At 65.8% G+C, this 20,501-nt stretch carries 14 protein-coding genes and 1 riboswitch; of the genes, 7 read left to right on the forward strand and 7 right to left on the reverse strand.

Annotation, left to right across the window (positions count from 1 at the left end; genetic code table 11):
• Positions 1–133: 133 nt before the first annotated feature.
• Both ppa and ACTT2I_RS14420 read left to right on the forward strand, forming a co-directional pair.
• A complete protein-coding gene (ppa, locus tag ACTT2I_RS14415; protein ID WP_019183821.1) occupies positions 134–670 on the forward strand; it encodes an inorganic diphosphatase in 537 nt (178 codons plus the stop codon).
• A gap of 153 nt (positions 671–823) precedes the next feature.
• A complete protein-coding gene (locus tag ACTT2I_RS14420) occupies positions 824–1,942 on the forward strand; it encodes an HDOD domain-containing protein (protein ID WP_088432634.1) in 1,119 nt (372 codons plus the stop codon).
• Positions 1,943–1,997: 55 nt separating this feature from the next.
• Here ACTT2I_RS14420 and ACTT2I_RS14425 read toward each other — a convergent pair whose 3' ends face one another.
• The 6 genes from ACTT2I_RS14425 to thiC form a co-directional block, all read right to left on the reverse strand.
• Positions 1,998–2,204 (reverse strand): hypothetical protein, encoded by a 207-nt coding sequence (locus ACTT2I_RS14425; RefSeq protein ID WP_088432633.1) that lies wholly within the window; start codon positions 2,202–2,204, stop codon positions 1,998–2,000.
• A gap of 173 nt (positions 2,205–2,377) precedes the next feature.
• Positions 2,378–5,242, reverse strand: coding sequence for a TonB-dependent receptor plug domain-containing protein (locus tag ACTT2I_RS14430; protein WP_088432632.1), 2,865 nt, complete (start codon positions 5,240–5,242; stop codon positions 2,378–2,380).
• A gap of 68 nt (positions 5,243–5,310) precedes the next feature.
• Positions 5,311–6,192 (reverse strand): helix-turn-helix transcriptional regulator, encoded by an 882-nt coding sequence (locus ACTT2I_RS14435; RefSeq protein ID WP_421099033.1) that lies wholly within the window; start codon positions 6,190–6,192, stop codon positions 5,311–5,313.
• Between the two features lie 114 nt (positions 6,193–6,306).
• The gene (locus ACTT2I_RS14440) at positions 6,307–8,643 is read right to left on the reverse strand and encodes a winged helix-turn-helix domain-containing protein (protein ID WP_421099032.1); all 2,337 of its coding nucleotides are present in this window, start codon (positions 8,641–8,643) and stop codon (positions 6,307–6,309) included.
• 250 nt (positions 8,644–8,893) lie between these two features.
• Positions 8,894–9,571 (reverse strand): ion channel, encoded by a 678-nt coding sequence (locus tag ACTT2I_RS14445; protein WP_088432629.1) that lies wholly within the window; start codon positions 9,569–9,571, stop codon positions 8,894–8,896.
• A gap of 96 nt (positions 9,572–9,667) precedes the next feature.
• Positions 9,668–11,545, reverse strand: coding sequence for a phosphomethylpyrimidine synthase ThiC (gene thiC, locus ACTT2I_RS14450; protein WP_421099031.1), 1,878 nt, complete (start codon positions 11,543–11,545; stop codon positions 9,668–9,670).
• Positions 11,546–11,685: 140 nt separating this feature from the next.
• Positions 11,686–11,787: riboswitch (TPP riboswitch) on the reverse strand.
• 289 nt (positions 11,788–12,076) lie between these two features.
• Here thiC and ACTT2I_RS14455 point away from each other — a divergent pair.
• Positions 12,077–13,645: a BCCT family transporter gene (locus tag ACTT2I_RS14455; RefSeq protein WP_088432627.1), complete on the forward strand. Its 1,569-nt coding sequence runs from the start codon at positions 12,077–12,079 to the stop codon at positions 13,643–13,645.
• 280 nt (positions 13,646–13,925) lie between these two features.
• Here ACTT2I_RS14455 and ggt read toward each other — a convergent pair whose 3' ends face one another.
• Complete coding sequence (gene ggt / locus ACTT2I_RS14460; protein WP_421099030.1) at positions 13,926–15,644, reverse strand: gamma-glutamyltransferase; 1,719 nt, start codon at positions 15,642–15,644, stop codon at positions 13,926–13,928.
• Positions 15,645–16,301: 657 nt separating this feature from the next.
• Here ggt and ilvC point away from each other — a divergent pair.
• The 4 genes from ilvC (at position 16,302) to ACTT2I_RS14480 (ending at position 20,500) form a co-directional block, all read left to right on the forward strand.
• Positions 16,302–17,276, forward strand: a complete 975-nt coding sequence (ilvC, locus tag ACTT2I_RS14465; RefSeq protein WP_088432625.1) for a ketol-acid reductoisomerase — start codon at positions 16,302–16,304, stop codon at positions 17,274–17,276.
• Positions 17,277–17,316: 40 nt separating this feature from the next.
• Positions 17,317–19,050: an acetolactate synthase 2 catalytic subunit gene (ilvG, locus tag ACTT2I_RS14470; RefSeq protein ID WP_421099029.1), complete on the forward strand. Its 1,734-nt coding sequence runs from the start codon at positions 17,317–17,319 to the stop codon at positions 19,048–19,050.
• Entirely contained in the window at positions 19,034–19,288 is a 255-nt protein-coding gene (locus ACTT2I_RS14475) for an ACT domain-containing protein (protein ID WP_088432623.1), read from the forward strand. Before ilvG ends, ACTT2I_RS14475 begins: the two co-directional genes overlap by 17 nt.
• A 114-nt stretch (positions 19,289–19,402) precedes the next feature.
• Positions 19,403–20,500, forward strand: a complete 1,098-nt coding sequence (locus ACTT2I_RS14480; protein WP_421099401.1) for a threonine dehydratase — start codon at positions 19,403–19,405, stop codon at positions 20,498–20,500.
• Position 20,501: the final 1 nt, after the last annotated feature.

The following is a 20,501-nucleotide window of genomic DNA, read 5'->3' on the forward strand; positions in this document are numbered from 1 at the left end:
GCGGACGGGGGTTCTCCCTGGTCCCGTCCCGCCCCGGGATCGGCCGATCGGCAACACAGCCGCTGCACGCTGACCGGCAAAGGCATAAAATGGCGGACTTTGCGCCCTACCCCCTCTCAGCTGGAGCACACCCATGGGTCTGGAACTCGTTTCGCCGGGCAAGAACCCGCCGGAAGAAATCAACGTCATCATCGAGATCCCGAAGGATTCCGAGCCGGTGAAGTACGAAGTGGACAAGGAAACCGGCGCGATCTTCGTCGACCGCATCCTCTCCACCCCGATGCGCTACCCGTGCAACTACGGCTACGTGCCGAGCACCCTGTGTGGCGATGGCGATCCGGCCGACGTGCTGGTGGTGCTGCCGCTGCCGCTGGTCCCGGGCTCGGTGGTGCGTTGCCGTCCGGTCGGCGTGCTCAAGATGAGCGATGAGGCCGGCAGCGACGAGAAGATCCTGGCCGTGCCGATCTCCAAGGTGTTCAGTGGCTATGCCCACGTTGAAGACATCGAGCAGGTGTCCAGCCACTGGCTGGAGCGCATCGGCCACTTCTTCGAGCACTACAAGGACCTGGAAAAGGGCAAGTGGGTCAAGCTCGATGGCTGGGGCGGCGCCGCCGAAGCCAAGAAGATCCTGGTCGAAGCGCACCAGCGCTACCTCGGCAACATCGCCTGAGACTGACCTGCATCGCTCCGGCACCCCCTGCCGGAGCGATGTGCATCACGTTTTTTCAATGCGGCACATCACTATTCGTGCCGGATTGGGTACATTGCGTCTCTTCACACCGTCCACGGTGCGTTTCACCGTGGTCAGCCAGGGGACCGTGTCGTGCGCATTCTGCTTGTTGGGGACGAAGCCAGCCTGTCGGCTGAGCTGTTGGAATTCATTGCCGATCTTGGGGAAGAGTGGCAACCGCTGACCGCTACCGATGGCCAGAGTGCCATGGGCATCGTCGCCGGCTCGCCGGTGGACGCGGTGATCGTGTGCCCGCAATTGCCCGATCTCAACGCCACCACGCTGCTCGGCCAGATCCGTACGCTGCGCCCTGAGACCATCCGTATCGCGCTGGTGGATGCCGAGCATGGCAACCGCCCGCCGCCGGCGCGCCTGATCGGCGTGGCCCATCGGTTCCTGCCGATGCCGCTGGCCCCGGAAGTCCTGCTGGAAGCCCTGACCAGCCTGGAAGAGCTGCGTGAACTGCTCGACAGCGCGCGCCTGCGCAGCGCCATCGGCCGGATCGAGAAGCTGCCCTCGCCGCCCCATCTGTATCTGACCCTCACCCAGGCGCTGGAACACGACGACGACACCAACACCGCCGATGTGGCCAAGCTGGTCGCGGCCGACCCGGCCATCGCGGCCAAGGTGCTGCAGTTGTCCAACTCGGCGTTCTTCAACAATGGGCGGATCATTTCCGACCTGCGCACCGCCGTCACCCGCCTGGGGCTGTCGACCCTTCGCGACCTGGTCCTGGCCAGCGAGGTGTTCTCCGCGCAGCCGCTCTCCGGTGCCGAACGCAACTCGCTGCAGCAGCGCGCGCTGCTGGCCTCGCGCCTGGCGGCCAAGCTGCTGCCCGACTCCAGCGCGGAGCTCGGCGCCACCGCCGCCCTGCTGGCCGACATCGGCCTGCTGCTGCCGGGCGTGCGCAACGAACGCACGCCGGAGGATGCCGGCGACGATCGCCCCGGCCATGCCGAGGCAGGTGCCTATCTGCTGGGCCTGTGGGGCCTGCCGATGCCGATCATCGAAGCGGTGGCCTTCCACCTGCAGCCGCAACGCTCGAACACCCGCAGCTTCTGGGTCACCGGTGCGGTCCACGTCGCGTTGGCGCTGATCAATGGCGATCCGGTCGACGAGGAGTATCTGCAGCGTGCCGGCGTGCTCAACAAGCTGCCGCAGTGGCGCGAGCATGCCAATGCGCTGATGGGGTTGGTTGCCAGCGACGCCTGAGTATCCGGTGGTGGGTGACCAGGATGGCGCGCCGTGGTGGCGCGCCATCGTCGTTTCAGCGCTGCGGACAGGCGTCCAGTACGCATAGGCGCCACATCTGCTCGCAGGCGGCGGGCAGTTCGCCAGAGTTGACGCACTCGACACGCAGCGTGTCGCAGTAGCGGCCTCCCTTGCAGACAATCAGGCCGGCCGATGCACTTCCCGCCACGGCCAGTGTGCCGAGGAACACGCCGGCGAGTTTCTGAGCGAACGTCATTTTCATATCGAGCCCTCAATCGTCCGTCATTGGACCGATTGACGGTATCAACTGAAATTCACCCAATAATGTGAAACAGATCACCATCCGCTGAAACTCAGAGTTTTCTTACTCCACAACGCAAAAGAGGGCGGACCTTGCGGTCCGCCCTCCTCTTTCTGCACCACTGCTTCGATGGATCAGAAGCGCTGGGTGTACTTCATGTACAGGAAGCGACCGATGTCGAAGCCACCGTAGTAGGCGAAGCTCGAGTTCTGCTGCGAGTACATCAGCGGACCCTTGTGGTCGAACACGTTGTTCGCGCCGACGGCAATGGTGGCATCCCACGGCGCCTTCCAGCTGACCTGCAGGTCGTGGAAGGTGTTGGCGCCCGTCTTGCGCAGCGGAGCGGTTTCGCCATAGGCGTAGCGGTCCGGATCGGTGCAGCCGATCGCGATGCACGGCTCGTTCAGGCCGGAGTAGTAGCGTGCGGTGTAGTTGACACCGAACGCGCCCTTCTCCCAGTTGACGCCCAGGTTGGAACGCACGCGGAACAGCGCTTCCTGACCGACCTTGCCGATCATGATGTCGTCACCGGCAGCGTTCTGGTTGGCTTCGTCGTACTTGGACAGGTAGCTGGTCTGCCAGTCGATGTTGAACTGACCGATGGCCAGTTCCGGCAGGCGGTACTTGATGCCCAGGTCGTAACCTTCGGTTTCCATCTTGCCGAGGTTGGCGGTGCCGTAGGTGATGGCACTGATGTGACCATCCGCCGCACGGGTCACGCTGCCGCAACGGCCGGCATTGCCCAGCACATAGCAGTCACGCAGGATGCGGTCGACGCTGTCTTCGATGATCATGTCGCTGATCTCGTAGCGGTACCAATCCAGCGAGATGTCCAGGCCCTGCACCCAACGCGGGCTCCAGACCAGACCCACGGTCTTGCTCTTGGAGGTTTCCGGGGTCAGGTTCGGGTTGGCGCCGGAGATGAACTGGTCACCCGACTGGCACGGCGTGGTGGAGCACGGCAGGTTGCCCTGGCCCAGCTGCACGTAGTTGGCCGGCGCACCACCGGCAAGGCAGGCGGCATTGCCGGCCACGCTGCCCGACACGCCAACGGCGCACGGATCGGTGTAACGCTCGAAGCTCGAGCTCAGGCCACCGTACAGGTCGGAGATCGTCGGAGCGCGGAAGCCTTCTGCATAGGTACCGCGGACGAGCAGCTCATCCATCGGACGCCAGGTCAGGCCGAACTTGCTGTTGGTGGTGCCGCCGAAGTTGCTGTAGTCCGAGTAACGGCTGGCAACATTCAGGGTCAGTTCCTTGGCGAACGGCATGTCGGCCAGGATCGGCACGTTCAGTTCGAGGTAGACCTCGTTCAGATCGTACTCACCCTGCGTGGTCTTCTGGCCCAGGCCGGTGGACTTGCCCGACTGTGCGAAGGCGTCCGGCACGTAGGTGCCTTCTTCCTTGCGGTGCTCCACGCCCACGGCGAAGCCGAGGTCGCCTGCCGGCAGGGTCACGATGGAACCGGCCAGGTTGGCGGTGAAGCTGGTGGTCTTGGTGACGCCACGGGTGGTGAAGGTCGGGAACAGGAATTCCTGCAGTTCCGGGTCGGCCAGCGAACCCTGGCCCGCAACGCCGTACGGCAGCAGCGGGTTCCACGGGCGGCAATCGCCCAGGATCGGGTTGGCGGCGGTGCCGCAACGGGCAACGCCACCGGCGTCGATGAACGATGGGCCCAGCGCCTGCTCGGAGGCGATCAGGCTCATGTCACCGCGCTGGCTGACGATCGACTCGTTGCGGTTCCACAGGGCGCCCACATCCCAATCGAAGGTCTTGTCGGCCAGTTCGAAGTAACCGCTGACGGTCGGCGCAAAGCGCAGGGTCTTCAGCTGGCTGTCGGTGGTACGCGGCACTTCCCACAGGCGACGACGGAACTCGATCTCCTGGCCGCCCACGCCGTTGACGCTGGTCGGGTTGAAGGCGCTGGACGCGGACATCGGCGTATTGATGTTGGACGCGCCAGACTGGTACGGGTAGCCGGCGATCTGCTGGAACGTGTTGCGCTCGTTGTAGAGCACATCGGTGTTCAGGCTGATGCGGTCGCTGAAGTCGTACGTGCCGTTGATGAACAGCGACTTGCGCTCCACACCGGTCAGCAGGCTCATCTGCTCGTTGGAGTTGGCGTACTCGTCTTCCGTCAGGACATGGTAGTCATTCGGGTTGTTCGGGTTGCCACCGGCATTCAGGGTCTTCCACACCGCGGTGTCGGAGTCCGCGCAGTCGACCTGCAGCGGGTTGCACCAGCTGCCACGCTGGCTGATCGGGCTGCCGTCGCCGGGCACCGAGTTCGGACCACGGCCGCCATCACGGCTGTACCAACGGTCCTTGGCCCACACCGGATCCTGCTTGGAGTATTCGGCCGCCAGGGTCAGGCTGCCGCGCTCGCCGGACGCGCCCAGCAGCATCGAGTACTGCTGCTCGTCACCGTCGCCATTGCCGTACTGGCCAACGCGGACGCTGGCTTCACCGCCGTCGAAGTTCTTGCGGGTGATCACGTTGACCACGCCGGCGATCGCGTCCGAACCGTAGATCGAGGACGCGCCGTCCTTCAGGATCTCGATGCGCTCCACAGCGGCCATCGGGATCTGGCTCAGATCCTGGTAGCCGCCGGTGCTGGCACCGAGGCGCTTGCCGTTCATCAGCACCAGCGTGCGCTGGGCACCCAGGTTGCGGATGTCGACGTAGTAGCCGCCGACGTTCTCGCCGGAGGACAGCGAATCCGAACGCGAGATGGCCGGCGAACCGGCCGAGGTCAGGTTGTTCAGCACGTCCGCGACGCTCGAGAAACCCTGCTTTTCCAGGGCTTCGCGCGTCATCGTCAGGATCGGCTGCTGGGTCTCCATGTTGGCGCCGCGGATGCGCGAGCCGGTGACCGAGATACGGTCCAGGTCAGTGGTGCCGGCAGCAGCTTCCTGCGCCGAGGCGAAGCTCGGCACGAGCGCGAGCGCAATGCCGGCGGGCAGAAGGCCCAGCCGCACTGCAGGAGTACGAAAATTCATTTATCTCTCCGAGGTACGTTAGTAGCGTGTTAAACCGCCTCGGAAAGTTACGATTGCGTTGCAGCTAATTATTTGCGTGATGCAACCGAAGACTTTGCCGACTCTGGCGACAGGTTCGCACCCGCCTCACGGTAGCGTGACGCAGACAACCCGAAACGGGCCCGAAACGCCCGTGCGAAGCTGCAGCAGTTGTCAAACCCGCTGGCGGCAGCGACCTCGCCCACCATCATGTCGGTATCACGCAGCAGATCGGCCGCGCGCTCCAGACGCAGGCGCGCCGAGAGCGACTGCGGGCTCTCCGCATACAGGCTCTGGAAGGTCTTGGACAGATACCAGCTGGAGAAGTTGGTGAGCTCGGCCAGCTCACCGATGCGTACTACACGGTGGCTGTTGCCTTCCAGATAGAGACGCGCGCGCTGCATGCGCCCGAACACCTGGCGCTTGCGGCTGCGCGAACGGCCCGGGCAGCGCTGCACTCCGGTCGCCATCCCCTGCTGCAGCGCGGCCAGATGCAGCAACGCCGGGCGCAGGCCCTGCATCGGCCTATCGCTGGTCAGCGCGTCACGCCACAGGCGCATCGCCACGCGCATTTCGCCCCGCGTCATCGTGCCGCGGCCCGCGTAGAGGTTGCAGTCGGCCAGCTCACCCAGCGCGCGCAGCGCATCCGGCGACAGGCTCAAGCCGATGCACAGACCATCACGCCCGGCCTGCACCATCGGCTTGGAATCCTTCTCGAAGGCGATCCACTCACGCTGACGAAGGCGGAACTTGCCCTCCTTGGACTCCACCCAGGCGCTGCCACGGACCTGCATCCAGACGGTGAACGTGGTGCCGGCGGTCTGCAGGCTGCCGAGCCGGGCCACGCCCAGGCAGTTCGGCAGCGCGCCGTCGTCGATGGCTTTGTCCAGGGAGAGAGATTGACCGCGATCGGCCAAAGAGAGCTGACGCATGACTGCACCGTGAGTTTGCCTTTGCTGGCGTGCAGTTTTGCCAAATCAGGCCACTCCCCTCAGGACGTCCTGGCGAGATTGATCCGAATTCGCCACGACAACCTCACGAAGAACTTACGAAGGGTCTTTTCCCTTCATAAACAGCAGGTTGGAGAAGGCTGGGAAGAACGAAGAGGTCCGTTCGGGCAGGCTCATGATGCCGATGTCGGACCCATCGGCGACGGCCAGGGCCACGTACACCGCACTGCCGTCCGGATTTGCGCTGAAGCCGTTGCCGGTTCCCAGCCGATCGGCATCCAGGCAGTGGGCACTGTCGCTGGAGGTCGCGCTGAGCCGGGCGAACATGGTGGCACAGTCGGCGCGGTTGGACAGGTAATCGATCTGCCCGTTGCCGGAGACGGTCCATGCCCGGTAGCGCCAGCGCGAGGGCTGGTCGCTGCGCACCTGGCGAATGCTCTGCGGGCTCAGGGCCGCATCGGCCGACCACAGACCGCTGGCCGACAACCGTGTGAACAGCACACGCTCGTCGGCGACGTCATACCGTGCCTGGGAAACGCCATCGATGCTGCCCAGCAAGCGCCATGGGGTGCTGCTGCGATCAAACAGGGAAAGGCGCATGCGTTCATCGCGATCACGCTCGACCACCAGCAGCTGTTCCGGCTGCTGCCCGTACAGGGCCTGCAGCGGCTGCGCCACCGGTACCGCCAGGCGCACGGTCTGCTCATCACGCGGAGAGACTTCGAAGATCGCCGGGTTGGCGTGTTCATCGCGCCCCAGCACCAGCAGGTGGCGCCCGTCGCGCGACCAGTCCGGGATCTGTCGGGTTTCCGGGCGCAGGCCCTCGATCGGCCGCAGCGATTCAGGACGCTGCAGGTCGGCCCACCACAGCGCGTAACTACCGGAGCGGTTGGAGCTGAAGACCAGTTGGCGGCCGTCCGGCGCGATCATCGGCTGCGCGTCGCGTCCGCCCGAAGCAAACAGGCGCTCCGGCGTGCCGGGGCGACCATCGGCGGCGATCGGCACTTTGAACAGGCCGAACTGCGCCCGCCGATGCATGAACGCCAGCATGTTGTTGCTGCGCGACAGCGCCGGCGACTGGGCGTCGTCGAGCCCCAGGTCACGCAGTGTGCGGGTGCGCGTGTCCAGCTCATACAGGCGTGCTTCGCTGTCCACGCGGCGGCCGAACACGATGTGGCGACTATCGCTGCGCCACGCCCAGCCGCGGATCTCGGCCGAATCATTGGTGAGCTGCTCCGGGGTGCCACCCCCGGCCGGGATCCGCCACAGATCACCGACCTGCGGGTTGCGCACGAACACGATCCAGCGCCCATCGGGCGAGTAGCGCGGCGCGTACTCGAAACTGTCCGGATCGATCTGGTAATCGAGCGCGGTCCAGCTGCCGCTGGCGAGGGTGAGAATGCGGATGCCGCGGTGTGCGTACTTGCCCGACAGCGAGCCGAACAGCAGGCCGCGCCCATCCGGCGTCCAGTCGAAGCTGAGCAGTTCGGTGCCATCGCAGCGGGTGACGTGACGCAGCGCGCCGCCGGTGGCGCTGGCGATGATGACCTCGCAGCTGCCGTCCGGGCCAAACCGCGCGAACGCGATGTCCCGCCCGTTGGGCGACCAGTTCGGGAACCGGTCCGAGTACGTGGCCGGTGTATCCATCAGGATGCGGGCCGGCGCATTGCCGGAGGTCTGCACCTTGATGACGCTGCCCTTGCGTGAAGGCATATCGGCCTCGTAGGCAACCTGCGAACCATCCGGCGACAGCGTCGGATAGGTTTCAAAGCCCGCGGTGGCGGTGATGAGCCGGTACGGCCGCTGCGGACTGCCGATCACGCGGGTGCCATCTTCAACCGCCGCATCCAGCGCCGAGGCAGGCGGTTCACGCTGGACCAGCAAGGCGGCCATGACCAGCAGGGCGACCAGCATCGCCACGCCGATGGCGAGCAGGATGTAGCGGCGGGTACGCCGCCACTGCCTGCGCAGCGGGCTGTCACCGCGTTTGCGCGACGGCGGCGCCCCAGGAGGCAGCACCTCGGCAGCGCCCGGCACATTGGCGTCCACGCCCTCCATCGCCTCCAGACCCCGCACTTCCTCGACCGCACTCACCGGCACCAGCAGGCGGTAGCCGGTCTTGGCAATGGTTTCGATATACGCGGTGCCGGCCTCTTCGTCGGTCGCGAAGGCCTTGCGCAGCTGGGTGACGGCCTGGGTCAGCACATCGTTGGTAGGCAACGTATCGGGCCACACCTCGGCGAACAGTTCGTCGCGGGTCACCACTGCGCCCGGCGAGCGCATCAAGGCCTTCAGTACGCCCAACGCCTTCGGCGTCAGCCGACGCGGGCGACGCACGCCCACCACCATCACTTCCCGCGAGGAAAGAATGACGGTGCAATCGCCGATTCGAACTACATCGGCTGACGGTCGCTCACTGTCGTTGATGATCATTCCGGTGACACGAGTGAATGCAGGACTACTGGAACGCAGCATTCATCACAATCGACAACGACCGAACGAACCGCCAGATTCCGCACAAGGCATCAGCGCAAAGCGCAAAAACACTGAAGCGCGCGAATACTAGCCTATGTGGGTTAACCGCACCTGTGCGTGTGGCCAACAACAGGCTCTCTCTCGCCGACGAATTCACATAAATAGATTCAGCATTCGCGCCTCCGGGCGCGAACTTTTTATGCGCGATTCAGCTTTGTATGCGGCGGATCATGGTGAGACCGACCAAGCGCGAGACGACGAGCGCGACATACATGACACCGGCGAACTGCTCGAGCATCACCAGCGCGCGTGCCTGCGAGTGGATCGGTACGACATCGCTCAACCCGACCCCGGACAGCAAGCTGAAGCTCAGATAAAGCAGCTCCATCCACGTGCGCAGTTCACTCTCACTGGTGGCCACAAAACTGCCCGGGTACCACTGCTGGCAGACCGCGAAGGCGAAGGCGAACGCCCAGGCCAACAGCGTGAAGGTGGCACCTGCGGCGAACAGTTCGTCGCGGGTGACCTTGTGGTCCTGCAGCATGTAGGCGATCAGGCTGCCGGCGGTATAGAAGTACAGCAGGCACTCGAGCAGCTGCGCGGTCGTGACCAGCGCCGGGCGTTCCAACAGGGCGCCTGAAATGGAGAACACCACGGAGGGAATCGCCAGCACCAGCGCCACCCACATCCCGAGCGGGCTGCGCCTCACCACCCACAGCGCCAGGCCGAGCACGGCGATGCCGAACGCACCGAACAGCGCGCGGCTGGCACCGGCCTCGTCCATCGCCGGGTACAGCAGCACGCCGAGCAACTGCACCGCCAGCAGCCAGGCAGAAGGATGCCGGCGCGCAATCGCCAGCCATTTGGTGCTGCGTGCTATCGCCATCGTCGTCCCCGCCCTGTCTGGTCGCGCCGAGCTTAGCCGGAATCATGCGGGGCCTGGATGATGACCGGGGCGGCGCATGCCGCCCCGGCCGGTGCCTCACTCCTGGCGATATACCTCGGCGCCGAGATCGCGGAACTGCGCGGCCTTCTCGGCCATGCCGGCCTCCAACGCTTTCTGCTCCTCCAGGCCCTGCCCCGCCGCATAGTCACGCACGTCCTGGGTGATCTTCATCGAGCAGAAGTGCGGCCCGCACATCGAACAGAAGTGGGCCAGCTTGTGCGCGTCCTTGGGCAGCGTTTCATCGTGGAATTCCTTGGCCTTCTCCGGATCCAGCCCGAGATGGAACTGGTCTTCCCAGCGGAATTCGAAGCGCGCCTTGCTCAGCGCGTTGTCGCGCACCTGCGCGCCAGGATGGCCCTTGGCCAGATCCGAGGCGTGCGCGGCGATGCGGTAGGCCATGATGCCGTCGCGCACGTCCTGGCGGTTGGGCAGGCCGAGGTGTTCCTTGGGGGTGACATAGCAGAGCATCGCGGTGCCGTACCAGCCGATCATGGCCGCACCGATCGCACTGGTGATGTGGTCGTAACCGGGGGCGATATCGGTGGTGAGCGGGCCCAGCGTATAGAACGGCGCCTCACCGCACTCGCGCAGCTGCTTGTCCATGTTTTCCTTGATCAGCTGCATCGGCACGTGGCCGGGGCCTTCGATCATGGTCTGCACATCATGCTTCCAGGCGATCTTCGTCAATTCGCCCAGTGTTTCCAGCTCGCCGAACTGCGCGGCATCGTTGGCATCGGCGATGCAGCCCGGGCGCAGGCCGTCGCCCAGTGAGAACGTCACGTCGTAGGCCTTCATGATCTCGCAGATGTCCTCGAAGTGCGTGTAGAGGAAGTTCTCCTTGTGGTGTGCCAGGCACCACTTGGCCATGATCGAGCCGCCGCGCGAGACGATGCCGGTCACGCGCTTGGCGGTCAGCGGCACGTAGCGCAGCAGCACGCCGGCGTGGATGGTGAAGTAATCCACGCCCTGCTCGGCCTGCTCGATCAGGGTGTCGCGGAAAATTTCCCAGTTCAGTTCCTCGGCGCGGCCATCGACCTTTTCCAGCGCCTGATAGATCGGCACGGTGCCGATCGCCACCGGCGAATTGCGCAGGATCCATTCGCGGGTTTCATGGATGTGCTTGCCCGTGGACAGGTCCATCACGGTGTCACCGCCCCAGCGTATCGCCCAGACCAGTTTCTCCACTTCCTCGGCAATCCCCGAGGAAACGGCGCTGTTGCCGATGTTGGCGTTGATCTTGGTGAGGAAGTTGCGACCGATGATCATCGGCTCGCTTTCCGGGTGGTTGATGTTGTTGGGCAACACGGCGCGGCCGCGGGCGATCTCGTCGCGGACGAACTCGGGGGTGATGATCCTGGGGATCGAAGCCCCGAAGGATTCCCCCGGATGCTGCTTGAGCAGCGTAGCGTCCCGGACCGCCTCGAGGCGCTGGTTCTCGCGGATCGCCACGAACTCCATTTCCGGGGTGATGATGCCGCGGCGCGCGTAGTGCATCTGGGTGACGTTGGCACCCGCCTTTGCCCGCCGTGGCTGCAACCGCGAGGGGAACCGCACGGCGTCCAGACGTGCGTCGGTCTCACGCGAGCGGCCGAAGGCGGAGCTCAGGCCATCCAGCACGTCGGTATCCCCACGCTCGGCCACCCAGGCAGCGCGCAGCGCGGGCAGACCGGCCGACAGGTCGATAGCGACAGCCGGATCGGTATAGGGGCCGGAGGTGTCGTACACCGTGACCGGCGCATTCTCTTCGCCGCCGAACAGGGTGGGCGTGCGGGTCAGCGTGATCTCGCGCATCGGCACCCGCAGGTCGCTGCGCGAACCCTGCACGTGGATCTTGTGCGAGCCGGGAATCGGCCGGGTGACGGAGTCGGAGAGGTGTTGGGCCTGTTGCTGCAGGGCGGAGAGCTGGGCGTTCATCGAGGCATCGTCCTAGGTTCAATCCCCGCACAGGAATGTGCGGTTCTATGCGAGGGAGTCGCATGGGAGGGACGAAACGGCGGCGCTCGACGGACGGATCGCGGGCGGTCTCCGGGCGCGGTGGCCCTACGGCGCGATGCATCTGCAGATGCGAAGCTTCCCTACGCCGGTATCAACCGGATCAGGTTCGAAGGGACTGTCTCAACCTTGGCCACTGGGCCGCGGTACCCCCGCTTCGGGGCGAATTAGAGCACAAAGCGACGACCGTCGGCGCGCTGGCGGCAGACGGGCTGACGTGTTTGGCCTTGGGTGTGAACAAAGCGCCGACACCCGATGCACTACCATGCTGCAGCGCGGTATGCGGTGCGATCAGGGAGTGACGTCCCGATCGCGCGTACGCCACGCTCTGCTCGACGCCATTGACGTCCGTACTGACCGGCCTCGACCGGCTTGATCCGCCCCAGTCGTTGCCGCTGTGCCGCTGGAGATTGCAAGCCTCGGCTCGCCCCTACTGATCGGAGACACGCCTGCATGGTGTTCCGCATTTCCATTGCATTGGTCGCACTGCTGGTGCTGATCGCCGGCCTCGCGCCGGGCCCCTTCAACGAGGTCGTCCAGAGCGGCCTGTCCACCATCATCCGCAGTACCGGCTGGCTGTACCTGCTGGTGGTGTTCATCACCCTGTCCTTCCTGATGTACCTGGCCTTCGGCCGCTTCGGTTCGCTGCGCATCGGCGGCGAAGATGCCGAACCCGACTTCTCCAACGCCAGCTGGATGTCGATGCTGTTCGCCGCCGGCATGGGCATCGGCCTGGTGTTCTGGGGCGCGGCCGAGCCGATCTCGCACTTCGTGAAGCCTCCCGAGGGACTGGCGCCGCAGAGCATGGAGGCGGCGCGCGCCTCGATGCGCTATGCCTTCTTCCATTGGGGTCTGCACCCGTGGGCGATCTATGCCCTGATCGGCCTGGCAATGGCGTGGTTCCAGTTCAACCGCAACGGCCGTGGGCTGATCAGCGATCTGCTGCAGCCGATCATCGGCGCGCATCATCGCGGCTGGATGGGCACCGTGGTCAACGTCGCAGCCGTGGTCGCCACGGCGATCGGCGTGGCAACGACGCTGGGTTTCGGCACGATCCAGATCGCGGCCGGCCTTGAGCGCGTGTTCGGCATCCAGGCCACTGTGCCGGTGCAGCTGACCATCATCGCGGTAGCGTTCGTGCTGTACATGGCCTCCACCACCAGCGGCGTGCACCGCGGCATCAAGTGGTTGTCCAACTTCAATCTCGGCCTGGCGGCGCTGCTGCTGGCGCTGATCCTGGTACTGGGGCCGACCGGCTTCATCTTCGATACCTTCACCACGACGATCGGCTCGTATCTCAATTCGCTGGTCACCATGAGCCTGCGCATGTCGCCGTTCTCGGGCAGCACGTGGGTGGCGGACTGGACGATCTTCTACTGGGCCTGGTGGATCGCGTGGGCCCCCTTCGTTGGCTCGTTCATCGCACGCGTATCGCGCGGGCGCAGCATCCGTGAGTTCGTGCTGGGCGTGGTGATCGCGCCGAGCGTGCTCGGCTTCCTGTGGTTCTCGGTGTTCGGCGGGACGGCCCTGTGGTCGCAGATCTTCGGTCACGTGGATCTGGCGCAGGCACTGGGCAATGGCTACGAGACGGTGTTGTTCACGATGTTCGACAGCCTGCCGATGCCGACGGTGCTATCGGTGATCGCGCTGGTGCTGTTGATGATCTTCTTCGTGACCTCCGCCGATTCGGCGGTACTGGTGCTGGCGACGATGTCGACCGAGGAAGCCGGTGATCCGCCGTTGGCGCGCCGGATGGTGTGGGGTGTGGCGATTGCGCTGATCGCAGGCGTGCTGTTGTTGGCCGGTGGCCTCAATGCGCTGCAGGGGATGATCACGATCGCGGCATTGCCGTTCGCGTTGTTGATGCTGGCGGTGATGTGGTCGTTGTACCGGGTGCTGGACATGGAGCACGCGCTGCAGCGGCGCCGTGCGCAGCGTGCGCGGCGGTTGATGGACGAGTGGATCGAGCGGGAGATCGCGGCGCAGGAAGAGACGCGCGATGAGGCGGCTCGAGCGCCTTAGGTGGTCGGGTTGGTCGCTTAGAGCGGCACGCTTCCCGGGCTATCGGTGGGCGGGCCGGGACGGGTGGGTTGGCGGGACCATGAGCCGCATGGATGCGGCGACATGAGCCTCCATGGACGGATTCACGGCGTGTCCCGCGAACCCACCCAGGCCGGCCCACTACCCGCAGCCCCAAAGCCTCCTGCTTTACGCCCTGCTTTACGCACTGCTTTGCGCCCTGCTTTACGCACTGCCCTGCGCTTCTGCCGACCAACGGTCGGCACTACGGAGCACGAGAGAATCAGTACCCCGCCGCCTGCCCATCCTTGCGGCTTTCCGACGCCCCGTAGTACACCCCGGTCTCCGGATCACGCAGGATCGCCTGATACCCACCGTACGGGCCATCCGCAAACACAACACGGTGGCCCTTGCGCATCAGCGCACGCACCGTCTCGTAGGGGAAGCCCGTTTCCAGATTCACCTCGCCGCCATCGCGCATCACCGTCGCCTGCCCGGTCGGCTCGGTCGAGCCCTCATGCTGGATGCGTGGCGCATCGCCGGCTTCCTGCAGATTCATCCCGAAGTCGACCATGTTCATCACGATCTGCGCATGGCCCTGCGGCTGCATCGCACCGCCCATCACCCCGAAGCTCATCCACGGCTTGCCGTCCTTGGTGACGAAACCCGGAATGATGGTCTGGAACGGACGCTTGCCCGGCGCATAACCGTTCGGGTGATCCTTGCGCAGCACGAACATTTCGCCACGGTCCTGCAGAATGAAGCCCAGGCCCGGAGGCGCCATGCCGCTGCCCATGCCGCGGTAATTGGACTGGATCAGCGAGACCATCATGCCGTCGGCATCGGCCACGGTCATGTAGATCGTGTCGCCTTCCTGCAACTGCCTGGGCGTACCCGGCTGTACTTCACTCAACGCCTTGTCCATCGAAATCAGCGTGCGGCGTTCGGCGGCGTAGCCCTTGGAAATCAGTCTGTCGACCGGGGCCGGATGGAACGCCGGGTCGGTGTAGAAGCGCGCGCGGTCGGCGAAGGCCAGCTTCTTGGCCTCCACGAACAGGTGCACGTGTTCGGGCGAGCCGAAGGGGATTTTGGAGAAGTCGTAGCCTTCCAGCACGTTGAGGATCTGCAGCGCGGCGATGCCCTGGCTGTTCGGCGGCAGTTCCCATACGTCATAGCCACGGTAGTTGCTGCTGACCGGCTCGACCCACTCGCCGTGATGGCTGGCCATGTCGTCATAGCTCAGGTAGCCGCCGTTGGCCTTGAAATACGTGCCGATGGTGCGGGCGATATCGCCCTTGTAGAAGGCATCGCGACCGCCCTGGGCGATCTGCTCCAGGGTGTGCGCCAGGTTCGGGTTCTTCCACATCTCGCCCTTGCGCGGGGCATGGCCGTCGATGGTGAACTGCTCGGTGAAGCCGGGGTACTTGGACAGCCGCGGCACCGAGCGGTCCCAGTAGTAGGCGATGACCTCGGCGACCGGGTGGCCTTCGCGGGCGTAGCGGATCGCCGGGGCGAGGTTGTCGGCCATCGGCTTGCGGCCGAAGCGCTCGTGCAGGGCGAACCAGCCGTCCACCGCACCGGGCACCGAGACCGGCAGCGGGCCCGTGGCGGGGATCTCCTTCAGGCCGCGGCGCTGGAACTCGGCCAGGGTCAGCGACTTCGGCGAGCGCCCCGAGCCGTTGTAGCCATACAGCTTCTGCGTCCTGGGGTCCCACACGATCGCGAACAGATCACCGCCGACACCGTTGCCGGTCGGCTCCATCAGGCCGAGGGCGGCGTTGGCGGCGATCGCGGCATCGACGGCTGAGCCGCCGGCCTTCATCACGTCCAGGGCGATCTGAGTGGCCAGGGGCTGGGAGGTGGCGGCCATCGCGTGCGGGGCGATCACCTCCGAGCGGGTGGCAAAGGTATGGCCGGTGATCCGGTCGGCGGCGATCGCAGCGGCGGGCAGCGAACACAGGATGGCGGCGGCGAGCAGGCGGCGGGCAAGGCGAGAGGACACGGGGCGGTTCCTGATGGGTGGTAGCCACCCGATGGTGGCGGCAGCGGCCGCCGGATGACATCCCACAATGGTCATGCACCCGGCTCGAAACCGCCCCGGATCCGCGCAATCTGCTGCCGCAAAATACTGAATTCCGGTTCACCGGATCGCTTTCAGCCGCAACCATCCTTGTGTGGCGGGGCCTTGCGGTGGATGCAGGCGAAACCGATGCAAATTGTGTTTGCAGGGTTGACACCGCCAAAACCCGTGTGGTTTTCTCGATCTCATGTTGCAGCGCACAGCCACCCGCGAATCCATCGAGCACGCCGACCACGGCGCGGCCTCGATCCATTCGCTTCTCGTCCTCGTACTTATTACCCAACCAACAGGTGCGGGACGGACCGGCGTGTAAGCAAGACTGCCAGGTATCCATCAAAACCCGCACCCGACCAGGTGCGGGTTTTTTCGTTTCAGAACCCTTCGATTTCCATCCTCCCCCTCCGAGTTGCCTTCCACCATGACCCGCCAGCCCACCTCGAGCCAGCCGACGCCCACCGCCCCCACGGCGGGTGCGTTCGCGTGTGGTCGCGGCCAGGCCGGCGCCCCCTCTTCCCCTGATGGGCCGACGCGTCGCTGACCGTCGGCCCTCTTTTTTCTCGCCTCCAAAGGACCTTCCCCATGAGCACCAACGACCTGCCCCAGATCAAGATCGCTGTTGTCGGCTACGGCAGCCAGGGCCGCGCGCACGCGCTGAATCTGCGTGAATCCGGTTTCGATGTCGTCGTCGGGCTGCGCCCGGGCGGTCCGACCGAGGTCAAGGCACAGGCCGATGGCTTCACCGTCAAAGCCCCCGCCGAGGCGGTGAAGGATGCCGATCTGGTCGCCGTGCTGACCCCGGACATGGTGCAGAAGAAACTCTACGAAGACGTGCTCGCGCCGAACATGAAACAAGGCGCGGTGCTGCTGTTCGCGCATGGCCTGAACGTGCACTTCGACATGATCACCCCGCGCGAGGATCTGGACGTGGTGCTGGTGGCGCCGAAGGGCCCGGGCGCGCTGGTGCGTCGCGAGTATGAAATCGGCCGCGGCGTGCCGTGCATCTGGGCGGTCTACCAGGACAAGAGTGGCAAGGCCGCCGAGTTCGCCCTGGCCTACGCCGGTGGCCTGGGTGGTGCGCGCGCCAACCTGATCCAGACCACCTTCAAGGAAGAGACCGAAACCGACCTGTTCGGCGAACAGGCCGTGCTGTGCGGTGGCGCCTCGGCGCTGGTGCAGGCCGGTTTCGAGACGCTGGTCGAAGCCGGTTACCAGCCGGAAATCGCCTATTACGAAGTGCTGCACGAACTGAAGCTGATCGTGGATCTGTTCTACGAAGGCGGCATCACCCGCATGCTGGAATTCATTTCCGAAACCGCGCAGTACGGCGACTACGTGAGCGGCCCGCGCGTGATCGACGCCGGCACCAAGGCGCGCATGAAGGATGTGCTGACCGATATCCAGAACGGCACCTTCACCAAGAACTGGGTAGCCGAGTACGAAGCCGGCCTGCCGAACTACACCAAGTTCAAGCAGGCCGACCTGGAGCACCCGATCGAGAAGGTAGGCAAAGAACTGCGCGCCAAGATGGTCTGGTTGCAAAGTCAAGCCGCGTAAAACGCGCGGCTCCCCCACCCGCTTTCGTAAAGGTCACCGCATGAATACCTCCGCACACAGCACCGCGCCACGCAACGGCGCACGCTGGTTGACGCAGGCCCTGGAAGCCGAGGGCGTGCATACGCTGTTCGGCTATCCGGGCGGCACCATCATGCCGTTCTACGACGCCTTGGTGGATTCCGGGCTGAAGCACGTCCTGGTCCGCCACGAACAGGGCGCCGCCCTGGCCGCCAACGGTTTCGCCCGTGCCAGTGGCCGGGTCGGCGTCTGCGTCGCCACCTCCGGCCCGGGCGCCTCCAATCTGGTCACCGGCATCGCCGATGCGATGCTGGATTCGGTGCCGATGGTCTGCATCACCGGCCAGGTCGCCACCCCGCTGCTGGGCACCGACGCGTTCCAGGAACTGGACGTGTTCGGGCTGACCCTGCCGATCGTCAAGCACAGCTGGCTGGTGCGTCGCGTGGAAGACCTGCCGCAGGTCGTCGCCGATGCCTTCCGCATCGCCCGCGAGGGTCGCCCCGGCCCGGTGCTGATCGATCTGCCCAAGGACGTGCAGGTGGCCGATGCGTCGCACCTGCCCGACCACGTGCCGTCCACCGTGGCCGCACCGCCTGCCCCGCAGGACGAGGCTATCGCGCAGACCATCGCCGCCATCGCCGAGGCCGAGAAGCCGGTGATCTATGCCGGGGGTGGCGTGGCGCTGGGCGATGCAGTGGAGGATTTCCGAGCCTTCGTCGAGGCCACCCGTATTCCGACCGTGCTGACCCTGCGCGGCCTGGGTGCGCTGCCGCCGCAGCATCCGCACTACCTGGGCATGCTGGGCATGCACGGCACCCGCGCAGCCAACATGGCCGTGCAGGAAAGCGATCTGCTGGTCGTGGTCGGCGCGCGTTTCGATGACCGCGCGACCGGTAAATTGAACGAGTTCGCGCCGTTCGCGCGCGTCGTGCATATCGATGCCGATGCGTACGAGATCTCCAAGCTGCGCACCGCCGACATCGCGGTGCCGGGCAACGTCGGTACCGCGCTGCGTGCGCTGACCGCCGCGGCCTCGATGCCGGCCGTACAGGACGCCTGGCGCAAACGCTGCGAAGGCCACCGTGAGCGCTTCGCGCCGCGCTACGACGCACCGGGCAAGCACATCTATGCACCGGCGCTGCTCAAGCGCCTGAGCGAACTGGCGCCGAGCGACGCAATCATCGCCTGCGATGTCGGCCAGCATCAGATGTGGGTCGCCCAGCATTGCCGCTTCAACCACCCGCGCAACCACCTGACCAGCGGCGCGCTGGGCACCATGGGCTTTGGCCTGCCGGCGGCGATGGGCGCGCAGTTCGCCTGCCCCGACCGCACCGTGGTGCTGGTCTCCGGCGATGGCAGTTTCATGATGAACGTGCAGGAGCTGGTCACCATCGCCCGCTGCCGCCTGCCGGTGAAGATCGTGCTGCTGGACAACAGCTCGCTGGGCATGGTCCGCCAGTGGCAGGAGCTGTTCTTCGCCGAGCGCTACAGTGAGATCGATCTGTCCGACAACCCGGACTTCGCCGCACTGGCCCAGGTGTTTGGTATTCCGGCCACGCGCATCGAAGCGCGTGACGATGTCGAAGGTGGCCTGGCCGCGATGCTGGCCCAGCCCGGCCCGGCGCTGCTGCATGTGGCCATCGATGCGCGTGCCAACGTGTGGCCGCTGGTGCCGCCCAACAACGCCAACAGCACGATGCTGGAAAGCAACCCTGCCCATCAGTCCCAGGAGTTCCCCAATGCAATACCGGCTTGACCTGGTGCTGACCCCGGCCGAAGGCGCGCTGCTGCGCGTGATCGGCATGGCCGAACGCCGCGGCTTCGCGCCGCGCGCGATCGCCGGTGCGCCCAATGCCGCCGACGCTGGCCGCTGGCACCTGCAGCTGGTGGTGGACAGCACCCGTCCACCGGAAACGCTGCGCCGCCAGATCGAGAAGATCTACGACTGTGTTTCCGTGCGCATCAGCGCGCTGGAACCCGGAGTCTCCGCATGAACGCCCGCACCGCTGCATCGGTGCCGGTACGGAGGTGTCTTGTCGGTCGTGCGCCGCACCGTGCGCCGTCGCAGCGCGTACCGCATGGCGACGACCACCGTGGCCGGGTGCACGATGCCGGCTAGCCGCACCCCGCAGGAACCGGAGGTAGGCGACGTAAGCGTCGCCGATGTGCTGGCCGCGCAGGCGCGGCTGCGCCGCTTCCTGCCGCCCACGCCGCTGCATTACGCCGAACGTTTCGGCGTGTGGCTGAAGCTGGAGAACCTGCAGCGCACCGGTTCCTACAAGGTGCGTGGCGCGCTGAACGCACTGCTGGCCGGGCGTGAGCGTGGCGATGACCGCCCGGTCATCTGCGCCTCGGCCGGCAACCACGCCCAGGGCGTGGCCTGGGCCGCCTACCGTCTGAACATCCCCGCGATCACCGTGATGCCCCACGGTGCGCCCGCCACCAAGATTGCCGGTGTCGCCCATTGGGGCGCCACCGTACGCCAGCACGGCGAGAGCTACGACGAGGCCTATGCCTTTGCGCGCGCCCTGGCCGACCAGCACGGCTACCGTTTCCTGTCCGCCTTCGACGACCCCGATGTGATCGCCGGCCAGGGCACCCTGGGCATCGAGCTGGCCCCGCATGCGCCTGATGTGGTGATCGTGCCGATCGGCGGCGGTGGCCTGGCCTCCGGCGTTGCGCTGGCGCTGAAATCGCAGGGGGTGCGCATCGTCGGCGCGCAGGTCGAGGGCGTCGATTCGATGGCCCGTGCGATCCGCGGCGACGTGCGTGAGATCGCCCCGGTCGCCACGCTGGCCGACGGCGTCAAGGTGAAGATCCCCGGTTTGCTGACCCGCAAGCTGTGCAGCGCGCTGCTGGACGATGTCGTCATCGTGCGTGAAGCCGAGCTGCGCGAAACCCTGGTACGGCTGGCGCTGGAAGAACACGTCATCGCCGAAGGCGCCGGCGCGCTGGCGCTGGCCGCCGGCCGCCGTGTCGCCGGCAAGCGCAAGTGCGCGGTGGTCTCCGGCGGCAACATCGATGCGCTGGTCCTGGCCCAGCTGCTGGCCGACATCCGTCCCCGCCCCCCGCGCAAACCGCGCCGCCGCGCCAGCGAGCGAACACGCCCGCCCCTACCAACCGTGCTCGCGACACCCCCGATTTCCGTTTCGATTCCTACCTCTGCCATCCCATCCGACCTTGCCGTCGAGGAGACCTCCTGGTGAC

The sequence above is a fragment of the Stenotrophomonas sp. PUT21 genome, assembly GCF_052232875.1.
Lineage (GTDB): Bacteria > Pseudomonadota > Gammaproteobacteria > Xanthomonadales > Xanthomonadaceae > Stenotrophomonas > Stenotrophomonas maltophilia_N.

Coding starts and splice junctions, on each gene's coding strand:
- ppa (WP_019183821.1), top strand. CDS start 134: ATGGGTCTGGAACTCGTTTCGCCGGGCAAGAACCCGCCGGAAGAAATC.
- ACTT2I_RS14425 (WP_088432633.1), bottom strand. CDS start 2,204: ATGAAAATGACGTTCGCTCAGAAACTCGCCGGCGTGTTCCTCGGCACA.
- ACTT2I_RS14430 (WP_088432632.1), bottom strand. CDS start 5,242: ATGAATTTTCGTACTCCTGCAGTGCGGCTGGGCCTTCTGCCCGCCGGC.
- ACTT2I_RS14435 (WP_421099033.1), bottom strand. CDS start 6,192: ATGCGTCAGCTCTCTTTGGCCGATCGCGGTCAATCTCTCTCCCTGGAC.
- ACTT2I_RS14440 (WP_421099032.1), bottom strand. CDS start 8,643: ATGATCATCAACGACAGTGAGCGACCGTCAGCCGATGTAGTTCGAATC.
- ACTT2I_RS14445 (WP_088432629.1), bottom strand. CDS start 9,571: ATGGCGATAGCACGCAGCACCAAATGGCTGGCGATTGCGCGCCGGCAT.
- thiC (WP_421099031.1), bottom strand. CDS start 11,545: ATGAACGCCCAGCTCTCCGCCCTGCAGCAACAGGCCCAACACCTCTCC.
- ACTT2I_RS14455 (WP_088432627.1), top strand. CDS start 12,077: ATGGTGTTCCGCATTTCCATTGCATTGGTCGCACTGCTGGTGCTGATC.
- ilvC (WP_088432625.1), top strand. CDS start 16,302: ATGAGCACCAACGACCTGCCCCAGATCAAGATCGCTGTTGTCGGCTAC.
- ilvG (WP_421099029.1), top strand. CDS start 17,317: ATGAATACCTCCGCACACAGCACCGCGCCACGCAACGGCGCACGCTGG.
- ACTT2I_RS14475 (WP_088432623.1), top strand. CDS start 19,034: ATGCAATACCGGCTTGACCTGGTGCTGACCCCGGCCGAAGGCGCGCTG.
- ACTT2I_RS14480 (WP_421099401.1), top strand. CDS start 19,403: ATGCCGGCTAGCCGCACCCCGCAGGAACCGGAGGTAGGCGACGTAAGC.